At 75.0% G+C, this 16,017-nt stretch carries 16 protein-coding genes and 1 tRNA gene; 8 read left to right on the forward strand and 9 right to left on the reverse strand.

All coding sequences use genetic code 11. From position 1 onward, the window contains the following. Positions 1-19: 19 nt before the first annotated feature. Positions 20-619 (forward strand): NYN domain-containing protein, encoded by a 600-nt coding sequence (locus RSE42_RS15350; protein ID WP_061268040.1) that lies wholly within the window; start codon positions 20-22, stop codon positions 617-619. Between the two features lie 25 nt (positions 620-644). Here the strand turns inward: RSE42_RS15350 and RSE42_RS15355 are convergent, their stop codons facing one another. After that, the gene (locus RSE42_RS15355) at positions 645-1,874 is read right to left on the reverse strand and encodes a winged helix DNA-binding domain-containing protein (protein ID WP_415296972.1); all 1,230 of its coding nucleotides are present in this window, start codon (positions 1,872-1,874) and stop codon (positions 645-647) included. Between the two features lie 121 nt (positions 1,875-1,995). On the opposite strand from RSE42_RS15355, the gene RSE42_RS15360 reads away from it, so the two are divergent. The 4 genes from RSE42_RS15360 to RSE42_RS15375 all read left to right on the forward strand — a co-directional run bounded on the left by RSE42_RS15360 (position 1,996) and on the right by RSE42_RS15375 (position 5,803). Further along, positions 1,996-2,733: a response regulator transcription factor gene (locus RSE42_RS15360; protein WP_085387381.1), complete on the forward strand. Its 738-nt coding sequence runs from the start codon at positions 1,996-1,998 to the stop codon at positions 2,731-2,733. Then, the gene (locus RSE42_RS15365; protein WP_415296974.1) at positions 2,730-4,418 is read left to right on the forward strand and encodes a sensor histidine kinase; all 1,689 of its coding nucleotides are present in this window, start codon (positions 2,730-2,732) and stop codon (positions 4,416-4,418) included. The genes RSE42_RS15360 and RSE42_RS15365 overlap by 4 nt, the downstream gene beginning before the upstream one ends. Before the next feature lie 233 nt (positions 4,419-4,651). Then, the gene (locus RSE42_RS15370; RefSeq protein WP_021479889.1) at positions 4,652-5,383 is read left to right on the forward strand and encodes a hypothetical protein; all 732 of its coding nucleotides are present in this window, start codon (positions 4,652-4,654) and stop codon (positions 5,381-5,383) included. Between the two features lie 126 nt (positions 5,384-5,509). Beyond that, positions 5,510-5,803, forward strand: coding sequence for a WXG100 family type VII secretion target (locus tag RSE42_RS15375; RefSeq protein ID WP_114553804.1), 294 nt, complete (start codon positions 5,510-5,512; stop codon positions 5,801-5,803). Between the two features lie 108 nt (positions 5,804-5,911). Here RSE42_RS15375 and groL read toward each other — a convergent pair whose 3' ends face one another. Further along, the gene (gene groL / locus RSE42_RS15380) at positions 5,912-7,537 is read right to left on the reverse strand and encodes a chaperonin GroEL (protein WP_086150961.1); all 1,626 of its coding nucleotides are present in this window, start codon (positions 7,535-7,537) and stop codon (positions 5,912-5,914) included. 289 nt (positions 7,538-7,826) lie between these two features. On the opposite strand from groL, the gene RSE42_RS15385 reads away from it, so the two are divergent. Continuing rightward, entirely contained in the window at positions 7,827-9,296 is a 1,470-nt protein-coding gene (locus RSE42_RS15385; protein WP_415298909.1) for a glycoside hydrolase family 15, read from the forward strand. 46 nt (positions 9,297-9,342) lie between these two features. Here RSE42_RS15385 and RSE42_RS15390 read toward each other — a convergent pair whose 3' ends face one another. From RSE42_RS15390 to RSE42_RS15405, 4 genes are all read right to left on the reverse strand, one after another. Further along, complete coding sequence (locus RSE42_RS15390) at positions 9,343-10,848, reverse strand: phytoene desaturase family protein (protein WP_415296977.1); 1,506 nt, start codon at positions 10,846-10,848, stop codon at positions 9,343-9,345. A 19-nt stretch (positions 10,849-10,867) separates the two neighbouring features. After that, a complete protein-coding gene (locus tag RSE42_RS15395) occupies positions 10,868-11,071 on the reverse strand; it encodes a cold-shock protein (protein WP_021482750.1) in 204 nt (67 codons plus the stop codon). 188 nt (positions 11,072-11,259) lie between these two features. Beyond that, positions 11,260-11,910 carry a LytR C-terminal domain-containing protein gene (locus tag RSE42_RS15400; protein ID WP_415296979.1) on the reverse strand — a complete coding sequence of 217 codons (651 nt, stop codon included), beginning with the start codon at positions 11,908-11,910 and terminating at the stop codon, positions 11,260-11,262. A gap of 79 nt (positions 11,911-11,989) precedes the next feature. Further along, the gene (locus tag RSE42_RS15405; protein WP_415296981.1) at positions 11,990-12,310 is read right to left on the reverse strand and encodes a DUF3263 domain-containing protein; all 321 of its coding nucleotides are present in this window, start codon (positions 12,308-12,310) and stop codon (positions 11,990-11,992) included. A gap of 231 nt (positions 12,311-12,541) precedes the next feature. Between RSE42_RS15405 and RSE42_RS15410 the strand changes: the two genes are divergently transcribed. Both RSE42_RS15410 and RSE42_RS15415 read left to right on the forward strand, forming a co-directional pair. Further along, positions 12,542-13,198 carry a uracil-DNA glycosylase gene (locus RSE42_RS15410; RefSeq protein WP_415298911.1) on the forward strand — a complete coding sequence of 219 codons (657 nt, stop codon included), beginning with the start codon at positions 12,542-12,544 and terminating at the stop codon, positions 13,196-13,198. A gap of 63 nt (positions 13,199-13,261) precedes the next feature. Continuing rightward, on the forward strand, positions 13,262-14,140 hold the full coding sequence (locus RSE42_RS15415; protein ID WP_415296983.1) for an SGNH/GDSL hydrolase family protein: 879 nt from the start codon (positions 13,262-13,264) through the stop codon (positions 14,138-14,140). 130 nt (positions 14,141-14,270) lie between these two features. On the opposite strand, the gene RSE42_RS15420 is transcribed toward RSE42_RS15415, so the two are convergent. The 3 genes from RSE42_RS15420 to RSE42_RS15430 all read right to left on the reverse strand — a co-directional run bounded on the left by RSE42_RS15420 (position 14,271) and on the right by RSE42_RS15430 (position 15,980). Next, a tRNA-Thr gene (locus tag RSE42_RS15420) sits at positions 14,271-14,346 on the reverse strand. 117 nt (positions 14,347-14,463) lie between these two features. After that, a complete protein-coding gene (locus RSE42_RS15425) occupies positions 14,464-15,315 on the reverse strand; it encodes a DsbA family protein (protein ID WP_415296985.1) in 852 nt (283 codons plus the stop codon). Positions 15,316-15,404: 89 nt separating this feature from the next. After that, a complete protein-coding gene (locus RSE42_RS15430) occupies positions 15,405-15,980 on the reverse strand; it encodes a hypothetical protein (RefSeq protein ID WP_076406171.1) in 576 nt (191 codons plus the stop codon). Between the last annotated feature and the right edge of the window lie 37 nt (positions 15,981-16,017).

A 16,017-nucleotide genomic window follows, 5' to 3' on the forward strand; every position in this document is an offset into this window, starting at 1 on the left:
CGCGGATAGGCTGACCGGCATGTCCGACCTCCAGACCTCCGACGGCCGAGCGCTGACGACGCCGCGCCGCACCTACCTCGTCGTCGACGGCGAGAACATCGACGCGACGCTCGGCATGAACGTCCTCGGCCACCGCCCCGCCCCGGAGGAGCGGCCGCGCTGGGACCGCATCGTCGACTTCGCGCGCCAGGCCTGGGGCCAGGACGTCACGCCCCTGTTCTTCCTCAACGCGTCGTCGGGCCAGATGCCGATGTCGTTCGTGCAGGCCCTGCTCGCGATGGGCTACCGCCCGATCCCGCTGTCGGGGTCGAGCAACGAGAAGGTCGTCGACATCGGTATCCAGCGCATGCTGGACGCGATCGCCGGCCAGCCCGGCGACGTCCTCCTCGCGAGCCACGACGGCGACTTCCTGCCCCAGGTCGAGACGCTGCTCGACGACAAGGACCGCCGCGTGGGCGTCCTCGCGTTCCGCGAGTTCGTCAACGTGCGCCTCACCGAGCTCACGGGCCGCGGTCTCGAGATCTTCGACCTCGAGGACCACGCGGGCGCGTTCACGGCCGTGCTGCCGCGCGTGCGGATCATCCCGCTCGACGAGTTCGACCCGATGCGCTACCTCTGACCGCCCGTACCGCGGGCTCCGTCGCTCACGCGTGGAGCTCGCGGTACAGCGGCGTCGGGAACGACGCCGTCACGCCGTCGCCGCCGAGGAGCCCGGCGATCCGCTCGGCCTCGGCCGCGACGGCCCGCTCGCCGTCGGCGCCGACGTCGTCGAGGAGCCGCCACGCGGGCTCGCCGCCCGGCCGCACGACCCAGGCCCCGACGATCCGGCCCTCCCACCAGACGGTCGCGCCCGCGTTGCCGATCGTGTCGAAGACGGCGGCCTTGTGCGCCCCGAGGTACCAGTCGCGCGCGGTCCAGCCCATCGTCGTCGGGTCGAGCGACGGCAGGAGCGCGACGCGGCCCTCGATCGGCACCTCGTCCGGGCCGGGCAGGTCCGTGCCCCGCAGCATGATGCCGGGGCGGGCGTCCTCGCCGCCCGCCGCACCGACCTCGACCTCCACTTCGACGACGTCGAGACCCGCGAGCGCCGCGAGCGTGTCGCGGCGGTTCCAGCCGGTCCACCACACGAGGTCCTCGACCGTCGCGGGCCCGAACACGTCGAGCCAGGCCCGCGCCAGCGCGGTGCGCGCCGCGGCCTCGTCGAGCACGGGGATGCCGCCGGGGAACCAGTCGTCGACGGGCGACCAGACGTGCCGGTTGGACGACCACGTGCCCCGCGGCTCGCCCCGCACCACCGCGCCCTCGGCCGACAGCAGCGCGAGGAGCTGGGAGGTCATCGTGCGGCGCACGTCCCACGTCTTGGTGGTCGTGGGCAGGAACGCCGTCCGCAGCAGCGGCGCGGCCCGCGACAGGCTCGCGCCGTCGAGCGGGCCGTGCTCGGCGAGCGCCGCGTGCACCTGGGCCTCGACCGCGGCGAGGAAGGTCGCGGCGTCGTCGACGGGCGGGTCCGTGGGCAGGGTCGCGAGCTCCTTGAGCAGGCGCGTGCGCAGCCGTCGCGCGACGGCGAGGGCCGCCGCCGCGTGCACGACGGGCACCGTCTCGCGGCGTACGACGAACATCGTGCGTCGCATGGCGAGCACCTTGACGAGCGAGCGCCGCCGGAAGACGGCGTCCCGGACGTCGTCGAGCACGAGGCCGGGGACCCGCGCGAGCACCGACAGGTAGACGCTCGGGGCGTCGGTCGCGTGCAGCGCGAGCAGCCGGTCGACGACGTCCTCCGGGCTCCGGGCCGCCGGTCTGCCGGGCAGGTCCGCGGCGAGCGCGAGCTGCTGCGCGACGAGCCGACGCCGCCTCTGGTCCACCGTGATCCGCACGGCGGCCATCCTGCCCCGGACCACCCACGGGCGCCCGGCCGGGCGCCGGCGTCGCGCCCGGTGCCGCCGGGGTCGAGCACGTTCCCAGGCGTCTCCCAGACCGCGGGAGCACACTGGACGTATGAGCACCACCCCCGAGGCACGCCTCGTCGTCGTCGACGACGAGCCGAACATCCGCGAGCTGCTGGCCACGTCCCTGCGCTTCGCCGGGTTCGAGGTGCACGCCGCCGCGGACGGGCAGAGCGCCCTGCGGCTCGTGCGCGACGTCGAGCCCGACCTCGTCGTGCTCGACGTGATGCTCCCCGACATGGACGGGTTCACCGTGACCCGCCGCCTGCGCGAGAAGGGCCAGCACACGCCCGTCGTCTTCCTCACCGCGAAGGACGACACGCGCGACAAGGTCACGGGGCTCACCGTGGGCGGCGACGACTACGTGACGAAGCCCTTCAGCCTGGAGGAGGTCGTGGCGCGCATCCGGGCCGTGCTGCGCCGCACGCACGCCGAGCCGGTCGACGACGCGGTCCTGCGCTTCGCCGACCTCGAGATGGACGAGGACTCGCACGAGGTCCGCCGCGCCGGCGTCGACATCGACCTGTCCCCCACCGAGTTCAAGCTGCTGCGCTACCTCATGCTCAACGCGGGCCGCGTGCTGTCCAAGGCGCAGATCCTCGACCACGTGTGGCAGTACGACTGGGGCGGCGACGCGAACATCGTCGAGTCGTACATCTCCTACCTGCGCCGCAAGATCGACAACCTCACCGTGCCCGGCCCGGACGGCGAGCCCGTGACCCTCCCGCCGCTCATCCACACCAAGCGCGGCGTCGGCTACCTGCTGCGCCAGCCGCCCGCGGCGTCATGACGGCCGGCCCCGACCGCACGGCGGCCGGGTCCCCGCCGGTCCCGCCCCCTCCCCCGCCCCCCGGGGCGGCCTCGCAGCCCGGCCGCGCTCCGTCGGGCGAGCGCGCGACGTCCGCACCCGTCCCCGACGGCCCGACGGCGGAGCGCCCCTTCGGCCGGCCCGTCCCCACCGAGGGGTGGGGCTGGTTCGCGCGCGTGCCGCTGCGCGCGCGCCTCGTCGCGATCACCGTGCTCCTGCTCGCGGCGGGGCTCGGGCTGGCCTCGGTCGTGACGACGACGGTCGTGTCGAGCTACCTCGTCGAGCAGGTCGACCAGGACCTCCAGGGGTCGGCGACGACCGTCGCCCGCTCCTCGCTGCTCAGCAACCCCGAGACCGCGAGCCAGATCCCCAGCGAGTACTTCGTGCTGCTGCGGGAGTCGTCGGGTGCCGAGAGAGGCATCGGCTGGGGCGAGACCGTGTCGCGGTACGGGAAGCCGGACATCCCGGCGCTGTCCGACCAGGAGATCGAGCGCCTCGCGGGCGAGCCCTTCACGGTGCGGTCCGTCGGAGGGTCCGACCCGGCGCAGTGGCGCGTGGTCGGGAGGTTCCTCTTCGTGGACGGCCAGCAGGCCGGGACCGTCTTCGTCGCCCTGCCGCTCACGGGCATCCACGAGACGGTCGAGGTGCTCGGCCGGGCGCTCGCGCTGTCGGCGCTCGGCATCGCGCTCGTCGGGGGTGCGGTCGCCTACCTCGCGGTCCACCGCGCGCTGCGCCCGCTGCGAGAGATCGAGGAGACCGCCGCCGACATCGCCGCGGGCGACCTGTCGCGTCGCGTGCGCCCCGCGCCGCCGACGACGGAGGTCGGCTCGCTCGCGGCGTCGCTCAACGCGATGCTCACCCAGATCGAGGAGGCGTTCGCCGTCCAGGAGGCGTCCGAGGAACGGATGCGGCGCTTCGTCTCGGACGCGAGCCACGAGCTGCGCACTCCGCTCGCGACGATCAGCGGCTACGGCGAGCTGTACCGGATGGGCGCGCTCGACACCCCGGACAAGGTCGACGACACGATGGGCCGCATCGAGGACTCGGCGACCCGCATGGGCACGCTCGTCAACGACCTGCTCGCCCTCGCGCGGCTCGACGAGGGCCGGCCGCTGCGCCACGAGCCGGTCGACCTCGTCTCCCTCGCGCGGGACTCCGCACAGGACCTGCACGCGCTCGACCCCGCGCGCGACGTGCGGGTCGTCGGGCTCGCGCCGGGTGCGGACGCTCCGGCGGCGCTGCGCGTCGTGGGCGACGAGGACCGGCTGCGGCAGGTGCTCGCCAACCTCGTCGGGAACGTCGCGCGCCACACGCCGTCGGGCACGCCGGTGGAGATCGCGCTCGGTGCGGCGCCTGCGCCCCGGTCCGACGACGCGCCGTCGGGCGACGGCGCGGGCGGGAGCGGCGCCCCGGCCGGCGACGCCGCGCGCGACGTCGCGGTGCTCGAGGTCCGCGACCACGGCCCGGGCGTCCCGACGACCCAACGGGGCCGTCTGTTCGAGCGGTTCTACCGGGCGGACACGTCGCGCAACCGCTCGTCCGGCGGGTCCGGGCTCGGTCTGGCGATCGTCGCCGCGATCGTCGGGGCGCACCGCGGCCGCGTGTCGGTCCGTGAGACGCCGGGCGGCGGGCTCACCGTCCGCGTGGACCTCCCGCTCGGCTCCTGACGGCCCGCACCCCGCCCGACCTGCGGGTTCGTCGACGACCGTCCGCGACGTCGCGTGGGAGCCCGCCGGGGCGTCCCGACGCGCCGCCGGCTGGGGCTACGATGGCGGGTCGTCCCGCGAGACCTAGGCTGAAGACGAGGCCGCGCGGCGACGCGGGGGCCTCCGCGCCGGGCAGCACGCCCGGCGACGACGACCTCCGTCCTGCTCGTCTCCGTCGAAGAAGGCTGAAGTTCATGGGCGTCAACAGCGCCGACGCACCGCAGTGGTTCCTCTCCTCGTTCGTCCGCAGCGCCCGGGGCGCCGGGGCGACCGCCCCGGACGACGAGATCCGCGCCGTCGGGCAGGGGCTCCTCGACCGCTGGGACCAGCCGGGACGCCACTTCCACAACCTGCGCCACCTGGCCGACGTCCTGGGCCGGGTCGACGAGCTCTCGCAGGAGACGCACGACCCCGACCTCGTCCGGCTCGCGGCCTGGTACCACGGCGCCATCTTCGACGCGAAGGGCCGCGCGACCTACGCCAACAAGGGCGGCGAGGACGAGACCGCGAGCGCCGCGCTCGCCGTCGCCGAGCTCACGCGGCTCGGCGTCCCCGAGCCCGCGGTGCGGCGCGTCGCGCACCTCGTCAACGCGCTCGTCCGCCACGCCCCGGACGCCTCCGACTTCGACTGCGCGGTCCTGTGCGACGCCGACCTCGCGATGCTCGCGGCCGAGCCGCAGCGCTACAAGGAGTACCTCAAGGACGTGCGCGACGAGTACGCGCACATCCCCAAGCCCGACTACGTGCGCGCCCGCATCGCGATCCTCACGAAGCTGCTCGACCGGCGCACGCTCTTCTCGAGCCCGCTCGGCGCGGCCTGGGAGGAGGCCGCGCGGCAGAACCTCGACGCGGAGCTCCAGCGCCTGCGCAAGGAGCAGGCCAAGCTCGCGGAGGCGTCGACGGCGTCCCCAGCCTCCGGCGCCTGAACCGCCGTCCACAGGCCTGACCGCCGCCCCTCCGGACCCGGGGAGGTCCGCCTACCGTCGTCGCCACGCCCCGGTGCTCACCGGGGCGAGGGACGGCCCGCGGGCCGAGGGACGACGGAGGTTCGGATGAGCCGGTACGAGGTGGACAGCGCGCGCGTCGCGCAGGCGAGCGCCGCGGTGCACGGGTCGGTCACGGCGATCCGTGCGGAGGTCGGCGCCATGATGCGGCACCTCACGGACCTGCAGACGTCGTGGCGTGGTGGGGCGGCGACGTCGTTCACGGGCGTCATGGCGCAGTGGCAGACGACGCAGACCCAGGTCGAGGTCGCGCTCGACGACATCACGGCCGCGCTCGGCGCCGCCGCGCAGACCTACGCCGACGCCGAGTCGCAGGCCGCGCGCCTGTTCACGGCGCGGTAGGCCCCGCCCGGGAGCTCTCTTCAGGGCACGACGAAGGCCGTCGGCCGGGCGAACCCGGCCGACGGCCTTCGGTGTCCTACGACTCCCCGTGAGGGGAGGCGGGTCGGCTCAGAAGTCCATGCCGCCCATGCCACCGGTCGGGTCGCCCGCGGGGGCGGCCTTCTCCGGCTTGTCGGCCACGACGGCCTCGGTCGTGAGGAACAGCGCCGCGATGGAGGCGGCGTTCTGCAGCGCGGAGCGCGTGACCTTGACCGGGTCGTTCACGCCGGCGGCGAGGAGGTCCTCGTACTCACCGGTCGCGGCGTTGAGGCCCTGGCCCGACGGGAGGTTGCGCACCTTCTCCGCCACGACGCCACCCTCGAGGCCCGCGTTGACCGCGATCTGCTTGAGCGGGGCGTCGATCGCGGCGCGCACGATCTGTGCACCGGTCGCCTCGTCGCCCTCGAGCTCGAGCTTCTCGAACGCGACGGCACCGGCCTGGATGAGCGCGACGCCACCACCGGCGACGATGCCCTCCTCGACGGCAGCCTTCGCGTTGCGGACGGCGTCCTCGATGCGGTGCTTGCGCTCCTTGAGCTCGACCTCCGTCGCGGCACCCGCCTTGATGACGGCCACGCCGCCGGCGAGCTTCGCGAGGCGCTCCTGGAGCTTCTCGCGGTCGTAGTCGGAGTCCGACTTCTCGATCTCGCCACGGATCTGGTTGACGCGACCCTGGATCAGGTCGGCGTCGCCCGCGCCCTCGACGATCGTGGTCTCGTCCTTCGTGACGACGACCTTGCGCGCCTGGCCGAGCAGGTCCAGCGTCGCGTTCTCGAGCTTGAGGCCCACCGTCTCGGTGATGACCTGGCCGCCGGTGAGGATCGCGATGTCCTGGAGCATGGCCTTGCGGCGGTCGCCGAAGCCCGGGGCCTTGACGGCGACGGACTTGAACGTGCCACGGATCTTGTTGAGCACCAGGGTCGCGAGCGCCTCGCCCTCGACGTCCTCGGCGATGATGAGGAGCGAGCGGCCGGCCTTCATGACCTGGTCGAGGACCGGGAGCAGGTCCTTCACGTTCGAGATCTTGGACTCGACGATGAGGACGTACGGGTCCTCGAGCACGGCCTCCTGGCGCTCGGGGTCCGTCTCGAAGTAGCGCGCGAGGAAGCCCTTGTCGAAGCGCATGCCCTCGGTGAGCTCGAGCTCGAGGCCGAACGTGTTCGACTCCTCGACCGTGATGACGCCCTCCTTGCCCACCTTGTCGAGGGCCTCGGCGATGAGCTCGCCGATCGCGGGGTCGCCGGCGGAGATGGCGGCCGTGGCGGCGATCTCCTCCTTGGTCTCGATGTCCTTCGCGGCGTTGAGCAGCTGCTCCGTCACCGCGTCGACGGCCTTCTCGATGCCGCGCTTGACGGCGATCGGGTTGGCGCCGGCCGCGACGACACGCAGGCCCTCGCGCACGAGCGCCTGGGCGAGCACGGTCGCGGTGGTCGTGCCGTCACCCGCGACGTCGTCGGTCTTCTTGGCGACCTCCTTGACGAGCTCCGCACCGATCTTCTCGTACGGGTCCTCGAGCTCGATCTCCTTGGCGATGGAGACGCCGTCGTTCGTGATGGTCGGCGCGCCCCACTTCTTGTCGAGCACGACGTTGCGGCCCTTGGGGCCGAGGGTGACCTTGACGGTGTCGGCGAGGGCGTTGAGCCCGCGCTCCATGCTCCGACGAGCCTCCTCGTCGAAGGCGATGATCTTGGCCATGGGGAATGATCCTCCGCTGGTGGCGTATGGCGGTCGGCCGGCGCCCGCGACGGACGACCCACGACGGCGGCGTTCATGTCACGCCGCCAGGGCGGGCCTCACCTGTCGACCTGGTGGGTTGCGCCGCAGCCGCCTGAGCGGCTGCCTGCGCTGGTCACTTCTGTCACTCTCGTGACGAGAGTGCTAACGCCATTATTGGCACTCGCACGGTGCGAGTGCAAGACAGCGGTGCGCCATGCCGCCGCGTATCGCGAGGGGCGAAACCGCGCACCGCGCGGCTCGCTCTAGGATGCGCGGTGTGATCCGCGCAACACCGTCGTGGCGCCCCCTCGCAGCCCTGGCCGGCTTCGTGCTGGTCCCTGCCCTCGGCCTGACCGCCGCGACCGCGGTCGCGGCGCCCGCGGGCGAGCACATCGACCTCTACCAGGACGGCGTCGCGGTGACGACCGGACCCGACGGCGGCCCCGCGGTGCTGCGCCTCGCGCCCGGCGTCGGCGCGACGTACCTCGAGGGCAGCCGCGTGCTCGACCCGACGTCGCTCGACCCCGGCGCGCTCGCCGCGGGCGTCGACCCCGCGGACGGCGAGGCGGACCGGCTCGCGCAGGTGGCCGGGGCGCGCCTCGACGCGACGGCGCTCGTCGATCCCGGTCTCGCCCACCAGACCGCCGCCGCGTCGCGGGCCTGGCTCGCGTCCGGCGTCGTACCGGGTGCGGGCGGGCCGTTCGCCGCGCTCGGCGAGGCGGCCCTGCTCGACCTGCGCGCCCTCACGCTCGACGACGGCGCCGCCCTCGCCGCGCCGTCGCCCAAGTGGCGCTACGTGTGGCCGCGCGACGCGTCGTTCACCGCGGCGGCGTTCGCACGCACCGGCCACGTCGACGACGCGCGCGCCGTCCTCGGCTTCCTCGCCCGGGTCCAGGAGGACGACGGCTCGTTCCACGCGCGCTACCTCCCCGACGGGTCGGGGGTCCCGGACGACCGGGGCATCCAGTCCGACGGCGTCGGCTGGGTCCTGTGGGCCACCGACGTCGTGCTGGAGGAGATGCCCGCTGCGGACCGCCCCGAGGTGGTCGCCGAGCTGCGCCCGCTGGTCGACGCCGCGACGGACCACGCGCTCGAGCTCGTCGACGGCGAGGACCCGCTGCCGCCGCCGTCGAGCGACTACTGGGAGGTCGAGCCCACGTCCCTCACGCTCGGGACCGCCGGACCGCTGCTCGCCGGCCTGGAGGCCGCGGCGGACGTGTACGCGGCCGCGGGCGAGACGGGGCGCGCGCACGAGGCGACCCTCGCCGCCGCCCGTCTGCGCATGGCGGTCGAGCGCTCGTTCGGGTCCCAGGGCTACCCGCGCCACGTCACGGGCGGCGCGCGCGACGCCTCGACCGCGTTCGTGCTGCCGCCGTTCCAGCCGGAGCCGCTCGCCGGGGCGGACGAGGCCTGGCGCGCGTCCGTGCGCGAGATGCTGCGCCCGGCGGGCGGGCTCGCGCCGGGCGCGGGCTGGCGGGCCGACGGCATCTCGTGGACGCCCCAGACCACGCTGTACGCGCTGGCGGCGGCGTCGTCGTCCGACCCCGAGGACCGCGCCGACGCCGAGGACTGGCTCCGCTGGGTCGACGACCACCGCACCGCGTCCGGGGCCATCCCCGAGAAGGTGCTCGCCGACGGCTCCCCCGCCGCCGTCGCGCCGCTGTCGTGGAGCTCCGCGCTCGTCGTGCTCGCGCTCGTGGAGCTCGACACCCACGGCACGCCGGGCGGCGCGGGCTGACGGCCCTCCTGGGCTCTCCCGGTCCGCCGCGGCCGGCGCGCCGGGGCTACCGGGTGGTCGCGCCGCTCGCCGCGACGGGCCCCAGCTCGGGCACGTCGCGCACGTCGAACTCGCGTCGCAGCACCCGTTGCGCGGCGTACCAGCCCCCGAGGCCGTGCACGCCCGGCCCGGGCGGCGTGGACGCCGAGCACAGGTAGACGCCCTCCAGCCCGACGGCGTAGGGGTCGAACCGGGGCGTGGGCCGCGCGACCATCTGCCACATGCTCACGGCACCGCCCGCGATGTCGCCACCCACGTAGCTCTCGTCGTGCGCCGCCATCTCCGCCGCGGGCACGCAGCGCGACGCCACGACGACGTCCCGGAAGCCCGGCGCGAACCGCTCGACCTGCGCGACGACGTCCTCCGTCACGTCGCGCGTCGACCCCGCGGGCACGTGCGCGTAGGTCCACAGCGGGCGCAGCCCGCCCGCCCCGCGCCCGGGGTCGACGACGGTCGGGTCGCTCACCAGCACCACGGGCCGGGCGGCGTGGCGACCGGCGGCGACGTCGGCCTCGCTGCGCGCCATCTCGGCGCGCGTCCCGCCGAGGTGCACGGTCCCCGCGCGCCCCACCTCCGGGTCGGCCCAGGGCACGGGCCCGGAGAGCACGAGGTCGACCTTCGCGGCGGCGTCGCCGTGCCGGAACCGGCGCAGCGCGTCCTCCGCACGCGGCGGGAGCCGGTCCGCGAACACGTCGGCGACGACGCGCGGCGTCGTGTCGAACACGTAGGCGCGAGCCCGCGGGAGGTCGGCGCGCGAGCCGACCCGATGGCCCGTGACGACGCCGCCCCCGTGGGCGCGCAGGTCGTCCTCGAGCGCGGCGACGATCGCGCCGGAGCCGCCGCGCGGCAGCGGCCAGCCGCCCGGCGCGTGGCCGAGCGACGCCAGCAGCACCGCGGTCCCGGCCGCGGCGAGCGACGGGAGGCGGGAGATCGCGTGCGCGGCGACGCCCGTGAGGAGCGCGCCGGCCTCGTCGGTGCGGAAGCGCCGCGTCCACGCGGGGCTCCCCTGCTCGAGCACCGCCGCGCCGAACCGGGCCGTCACACCGGCGCCGCTCGGCGTGAGCACGCGTCCCGGCACCGAGCGCTTGTCGCCGAGGGCGACCGCGACGACGTCGCGCCACCCCTCGGAGAGCGGGCCGAGCAGGGCGCGCCAGGCGGCGCCGTCGACCCCGAGCCGTTCGACCGTGCGCTCGAGGTCGTGATAGGCCACGCCCGCGCGACCCCCGTCGAGGGGGTGGGCGTACGAGACCTCCGGCGCGAGCAGCTCCACGCCGCGCGCGCCGAGGTCGAACGCCTCGAAGAACGGCGAGGCCCACGCCATCGGGTGCACCGCCGAGCACACGTCGTGCACGACGCCGTCGGCCAGGCCGAGGTCGAGCGTGCGGGCCCCGCCGCCCGACGTCGGCTGCGCCTCCAGCACGCGCACGGAGAGACCGGCGCGTGCGAGGGTCACGGCGGCGGCCAGGCCGTTGGGGCCCGAACCGACGACGACGGCGTCGAGATCCTCCGTCACGCGACCCTCGGAGCCGGGCTCAGAGCGGCCGCACCTGCTCGGCCTGCGGGCCCTTGCTGCCCTGGCCGAGCTCGAACTCGACCTCCTGGCCCTCGTCGAGCGTGCGGTAGCCGTCCGTCTGGATCGCGCTGAAGTGCACGAAGAGGTCCTGCCCACCCGCTGCGGGCGTGATGAACCCGTAGCCCTTCTCGGCGTTGAACCACTTCACGGTCCCCTGAGCCATGTACGTCTCCTCGTGCATCGTCGCCCGCGAGGCGACCGCCGCCCCGTGGTAGCCCGAGCCTAGCCCGCAGGCGGCGTGCACGGAAGGTCGAACGGCAGGTGGCGCTCGTCGGACTCCGGGCCGAACGAGCAGGTCACGCGGGTGCAGAGCTCGGGTCGCGGCACCACAGCCGGACCCGACAGGGTAGGTCAGCCGACGGGTGCGAGCTCGGACTTCACGACGACGACGACATCGCCTCCGCGCAGCGACGGCTCCTCCCGGACGTTCTCGGCCGGGATGCCGAGCGTCGCGGCGACGGCAGCGGCGGTGTCGCTGCGGTTCGGCACGTACCAGACCGTGTTGACGTCCTGGCCGGAGCCTCCGTCCGGATAGGGCGCGAACTCGACGTTCGTGAACCCCTGCGACACCAGCGCATCCTTGCCGACGCGCGACTCGCCCTCCGGACCGCCGTCGTTCAGCACACGGACGAACGCGCTCGGGTCGGCCGCCGCCATGAGCGTCGCCAGGTCCGGGGTCTCGGGCGTCTCCTCGGTCGCGGGCGGCTCCTCCGTGGCCGGGGGCTCCTCGGTCGCGGGCGGCTCCTCCGCCGCGGGCGGCTCCTCGGTCTCCGCGGGCGGCGGCTCCGTGGACTGCGCCTGCGGCGGGTCGTCCGTGGCACCGTTGTCGGACAGCAGCGCGACGCCCCCGTACGCGAGGCCGGCGAAGACGACGGCGACGAGCAGGAACGGCCACGTCTTGCTCCACCCGCTGCGCGGCGTGCGGTGCACCCCCACGGGCGCACCCTGCGGCGCGGGCGCGTCGAACTCGTCGGGCGCGTACGGGTAGCGGCTCTTCGTCACGGCGACAGGGTAGCCCGGTCGGGGCTCTCGGCTAAACGCCCTGTTCGCCCGGACTTCACGCGCGGCCCGTCGTCCCGGGTCAGAGACCCTCGAGCCGGCGCGCCGTGCGCGCCCGCTGCCGGGTGGAGCGCATCCGCCGCAGCCGCTTGACGAGCATGGGGTCGTGCGCGAGCGCGGCCGGGGAGTCGATGAGCGCGTTGAGCACCTGGTAGTAGCGCGTCGCGGACATGTCGAACAGCTCGCGCACCGCCTGCTCCTTGGCGCCCGAGTACTTCCACCACTGCCGCTCGAACGCCAGGATCTCCTGGTCCCGCTCGCTCAGGCTCGACGCCGGCGCCTCCGAGGTGGTCGGGTCGCCGACCGCGTCGGGTCCGTCGAGCACGTACGCCGCCTCGCTCATCGTTCCCTCCCTGCACTCTCTCGTCACCGGACCTGCGCACTCCCGCGCGCGGCCGCCTCTCAGCCTACGCACGAACCACACCCGTGTCATTCGTCCTCGCCGCACGCTGCGGACGCGCCGAGGACGCCGGTTAGGCTCGGAGCCGTGGAGAGCGCACCCGCCCAGCCCGTCGCCGTCGACCCGGTCGCGACCGCCTCGACGGCCGACCCCCGCCCGGCCCTCGCGAGCATCATGGCGCCCGACTGGGCCGAGGCCCTCGCGCCCGTCGAGCAGCGGCTGCACGCGCTCGGCGACTTCCTGCGCGCCGAGGTGGCGGCCGGACGGGAGTACCTCCCCGCGCCGTCGGCCATCCTCAACGCGTTCTCGCGCCCCCTGGCCGAGGTGCGGGTGCTCGTCGTCGGGCAGGACCCGTACCCGACGCCCGGGCACCCGATGGGGCTGTCGTTCTCCGTGCAGCCGCACGTGCGCCCCGTGCCCCGCTCGCTCCAGAACATCTTCGCCGAGCTCGCGGACGACGTCGGCGCCCCGACCCCCGCGAACGGCGACCTGTCCGCGTGGAGCGACCAGGGCGTCATGCTCCTCAACCGCGTGCTCACGGTCCGTCCGGGCGAGCCCGGGTCTCACCGCGGCCAGGGCTGGGAGGCCGTCACCGAGGCGGCGATCCGGGCGCTCGTCGCGCGCGACGCCCCGCTCGTCGCGATCCTCTGGGGTCGCGACGCCGCGACCTTGCGCCCGATGCTCGGCGACACCCCCGTCGTCGCGAGCGCCCACCCGAGCCCGCTCTCCGCGCGCCGCGGGTTCTTCGGGTCGCGCCCGTTCTCGCGCGTCAACGAGCTCCTCGTCGCCCAGGGCGCCGCCCCCGTCGACTGGACCCTCCCCACCACCTGATCTCTGCCCACCCCGCCCCCCCGTCTCCGCCGAGTCGACGGCGCACCGCCCTGCAGGAGCACAATGGGGCGGGTGACGACGCAGAACCCGACGACCACACCCCTGGCCGGTGACACCGCCGACGCACGCCGACCCGACGACCCCGCTCCGCGCTGGACGAGCTACGTCGCGATCGGCGACTCGTTCACCGAAGGGCTGTGGGACCCGTACCCCGGCGAGGAGGACCACCAGCGCGGGTGGGCCGACCTTCTCGCCCAGCACCTCGCGACCCGCCGCGTCGCCGCCGGCGAGGACCCGCTGCGGTACGCGAACCTCGCCATCCGCGGGCGCAAGCTGCGCCCGATCCTCACGGAGCAGGTGCCGGCGGCGCTCGAGCTCCGGCCGGACCTCGTGAGCGTCATCGGCGGCGGCAACGACATCCTGCGGCCGAACGCCGACGTCGACCGCCTCGCGCGCAACCTCGAGCACGCGGTCTCGCGCCTGCGCGGCGCGGGGATCGACGTGCTCATGGCGACCGGCTTCGACGCCTCGCAGTCGCCGCTCGTCGGCCTCACGCGCCCCCGTGTCGGCGTGTACAACGCCCACATCTGGTCGATCGCGCGTCGGCAGGGCGCGTACGTGCTGGACCTGTGGGGCATGCGCGCGCTCCAGGACTGGCGCGTGTGGTCGGAGGACCGCATCCACCTGACGCCCGCGGGGCACGCGCGGGTCGCCCAGGCGGCGCTCGTCGCGCTCGGCCAGGCGCCCGACGACGCCGCGTGGGACGACCCGCTGGCTCCCCTCCCGCCCGCGCCGGCTCTCGACCGCGCCCGGCAGAACGCGCAGTGGGTGCGCACGCACGTCGTGCCGTGGGCGCAGCGGCGGCTGCGCGGGACGTCGTCGGGCGACGGGCGGCTCCCCAAGGCGCCGGAGCTCCTGCCCGTCCCGCTCGCCGACCGCTGAGCGCGGGCGACCTCGGCAGCACCTGCCGAGATCGGCGCGTGCGACCACCGGTCCGGGCAGCGGCCGCCGACCTCGCGCAGCGCGCGGACACGACGACGCCCCCGGCTCCCTGGAGCCGGGGGCGTCGTGGTGGAGCCGCCTGTCGGATTCGAACCGACGACCGTTCGCTTACAAGGCGAGTGCTCTACCGGCTGAGCTAAGGCGGCGTTCCCGGGGCTGCCGGGCGAGCGAACAGACTACCTGCTCGCCCGGCGCGCCCCGGCCGGCGGCCCGTGCCGGTAGCGGCACGGGCGGTGCGGGTCAGGACACCGACGACGTGCCGGTCAGCCCTGGGCTGCGGTGACGGCCTCGGGCAGCGCGTTCGGGTCGCTCCAGTTGCCTTCCCACCGCTCGCCGTTGATCGTGATCGTCGGCGTGCCGAACCCGCGCTCGCCGTGCAGCGACGTGTCCTGGTTCACCAGGCTCGACGCCGTCGCGACCCAGTCGCCGAACGTCTCGACGGCCGTCCCGTCCTCGATGCCGGCGGCGACGTCGGCGGGCACGCCCGCCTGCTCCGCGATGTCGGCGATCTGGGCGTCGGTCAGGGTCTCGCTGCCCTCCTGGGGCTGGTTCTGGAACATCGCGGTGTTGAAGTCGTTCATCGACTCGGGCGCGCGGTCGGCGACCCAGGCCGCCGCGGCGGCGGAACGCGTCGAGAACTGCTGCGACTGCGCGACGCGGTCGAGGATCGAGATCGGGTGCAGCACGACGGTCACGTCACCGGACTCGCGGAGCTGGTCGAGCGTCGCGCCGTTCGTCTCCTCGAACTGGCCGCAGATGGGGCACATGTAGTCGAGGTAGACCCCGACCTCGACGGCACCCTCGTTCTGCGTCCCGGCGGCGCCGTCCGCACCGATCGGGATGCCGCCGTCCTCGGCGTCGCTCGTGGCGGGGCTCGTGACGTCGGCGAGGTTGCCCGCCGCGACGGCGTCGATCGTCTTGTTCCGGTCGTTCATGGCCGGGATCCACACGGCGAGGAACACGCCGACGAGGACGAGGACGCCCGCGACGAGCGCTCCGATCGTGATGAGGCGGTTGCGCTTGTCGCGCTTGGCCTGCGCCTCGCGCAGCGCGAGCGCCTCCGCGCGCGCGGCCTCGCGGCGCTGGGCCTTGGTCTGGGTTTCGTTGCTGGGCATGGTCGTCCTCCGAGGGAGTGGCCGAGAGCTGGGGATGTGTCAGGGTGCGCGCCGACGGGGTCGCGCGGGCCGTGCGTCCGACGACGTCGTCAGACGAGCGCGACCTGCGGAGGCCCGCGCCGGGTGCGCACCACCGCGTCGGCGAGGTGGTGCAGCGCGGTGGGGACGGCGTCGGGCACCGGGCGCACGACGCGGCGCGCGACCCCGACGAGCGACCCCACGGGGCGCAGCGCCCCCCGGAGCACGGCGCGCAGCGCACGCCCGGCCCCGGTCACGACGGCGCGGGAGCGCTCGTGCGCGCGTCGCGCCCACGCGGAGAGCCCCCACGCGACGGCAGCCGCCGCCGCGTGGGCCACGACGACGGGCAGCGCGAGCGCGCCCACGACGGTGACCATGGCGGCCGGGTCGCCCCCGAGCGCGGTGCCCGACGGGCAGTCCGGCACCTCGTGGACGAGCGCGAGGTGCATCCCGGCGGCTCCCCACACCCCCGGCACCGTCACGCACTGGTGCACGACGGCGTACCCGCGGTCGGCGAGGTGCGTCACCACGGCGGCGAGGAGGGTGAGGAGCAGGAGCGCGGGGCCGAGCAGACGGCCGGCTGCGGGCACGACGGACGTGCGCGTCACGCCGCGCGACAGGGCGCGCGGCACCGTCGTCCGGAGCACGGCGCCCATCCTACGCGCGCGGCCTGGCAGCGGGCTG

This window comes from Cellulosimicrobium sp. SJTW-1 (assembly GCF_047716875.1).
Classification (GTDB): domain Bacteria; phylum Actinomycetota; class Actinomycetes; order Actinomycetales; family Cellulomonadaceae; genus Cellulosimicrobium; species Cellulosimicrobium funkei.

Coding starts and splice junctions, on each gene's coding strand:
- RSE42_RS15350 (WP_061268040.1), top strand. CDS start 20: ATGTCCGACCTCCAGACCTCCGACGGCCGAGCGCTGACGACGCCGCGC.
- RSE42_RS15360 (WP_085387381.1), top strand. CDS start 1,996: ATGAGCACCACCCCCGAGGCACGCCTCGTCGTCGTCGACGACGAGCCG.
- RSE42_RS15365 (WP_415296974.1), top strand. CDS start 2,730: ATGACGGCCGGCCCCGACCGCACGGCGGCCGGGTCCCCGCCGGTCCCG.
- RSE42_RS15370 (WP_021479889.1), top strand. CDS start 4,652: ATGGGCGTCAACAGCGCCGACGCACCGCAGTGGTTCCTCTCCTCGTTC.
- RSE42_RS15375 (WP_114553804.1), top strand. CDS start 5,510: ATGAGCCGGTACGAGGTGGACAGCGCGCGCGTCGCGCAGGCGAGCGCC.
- groL (WP_086150961.1), bottom strand. CDS start 7,537: ATGGCCAAGATCATCGCCTTCGACGAGGAGGCTCGTCGGAGCATGGAG.
- RSE42_RS15385 (WP_415298909.1), top strand. CDS start 7,827: ATGCGCGGTGTGATCCGCGCAACACCGTCGTGGCGCCCCCTCGCAGCC.
- RSE42_RS15395 (WP_021482750.1), bottom strand. CDS start 11,071: ATGGCTCAGGGGACCGTGAAGTGGTTCAACGCCGAGAAGGGCTACGGG.
- RSE42_RS15405 (WP_415296981.1), bottom strand. CDS start 12,310: ATGAGCGAGGCGGCGTACGTGCTCGACGGACCCGACGCGGTCGGCGAC.
- RSE42_RS15410 (WP_415298911.1), top strand. CDS start 12,542: ATGGCGCCCGACTGGGCCGAGGCCCTCGCGCCCGTCGAGCAGCGGCTG.
- RSE42_RS15415 (WP_415296983.1), top strand. CDS start 13,262: ATGGGGCGGGTGACGACGCAGAACCCGACGACCACACCCCTGGCCGGT.
- RSE42_RS15425 (WP_415296985.1), bottom strand. CDS start 15,315: ATGCCCAGCAACGAAACCCAGACCAAGGCCCAGCGCCGCGAGGCCGCG.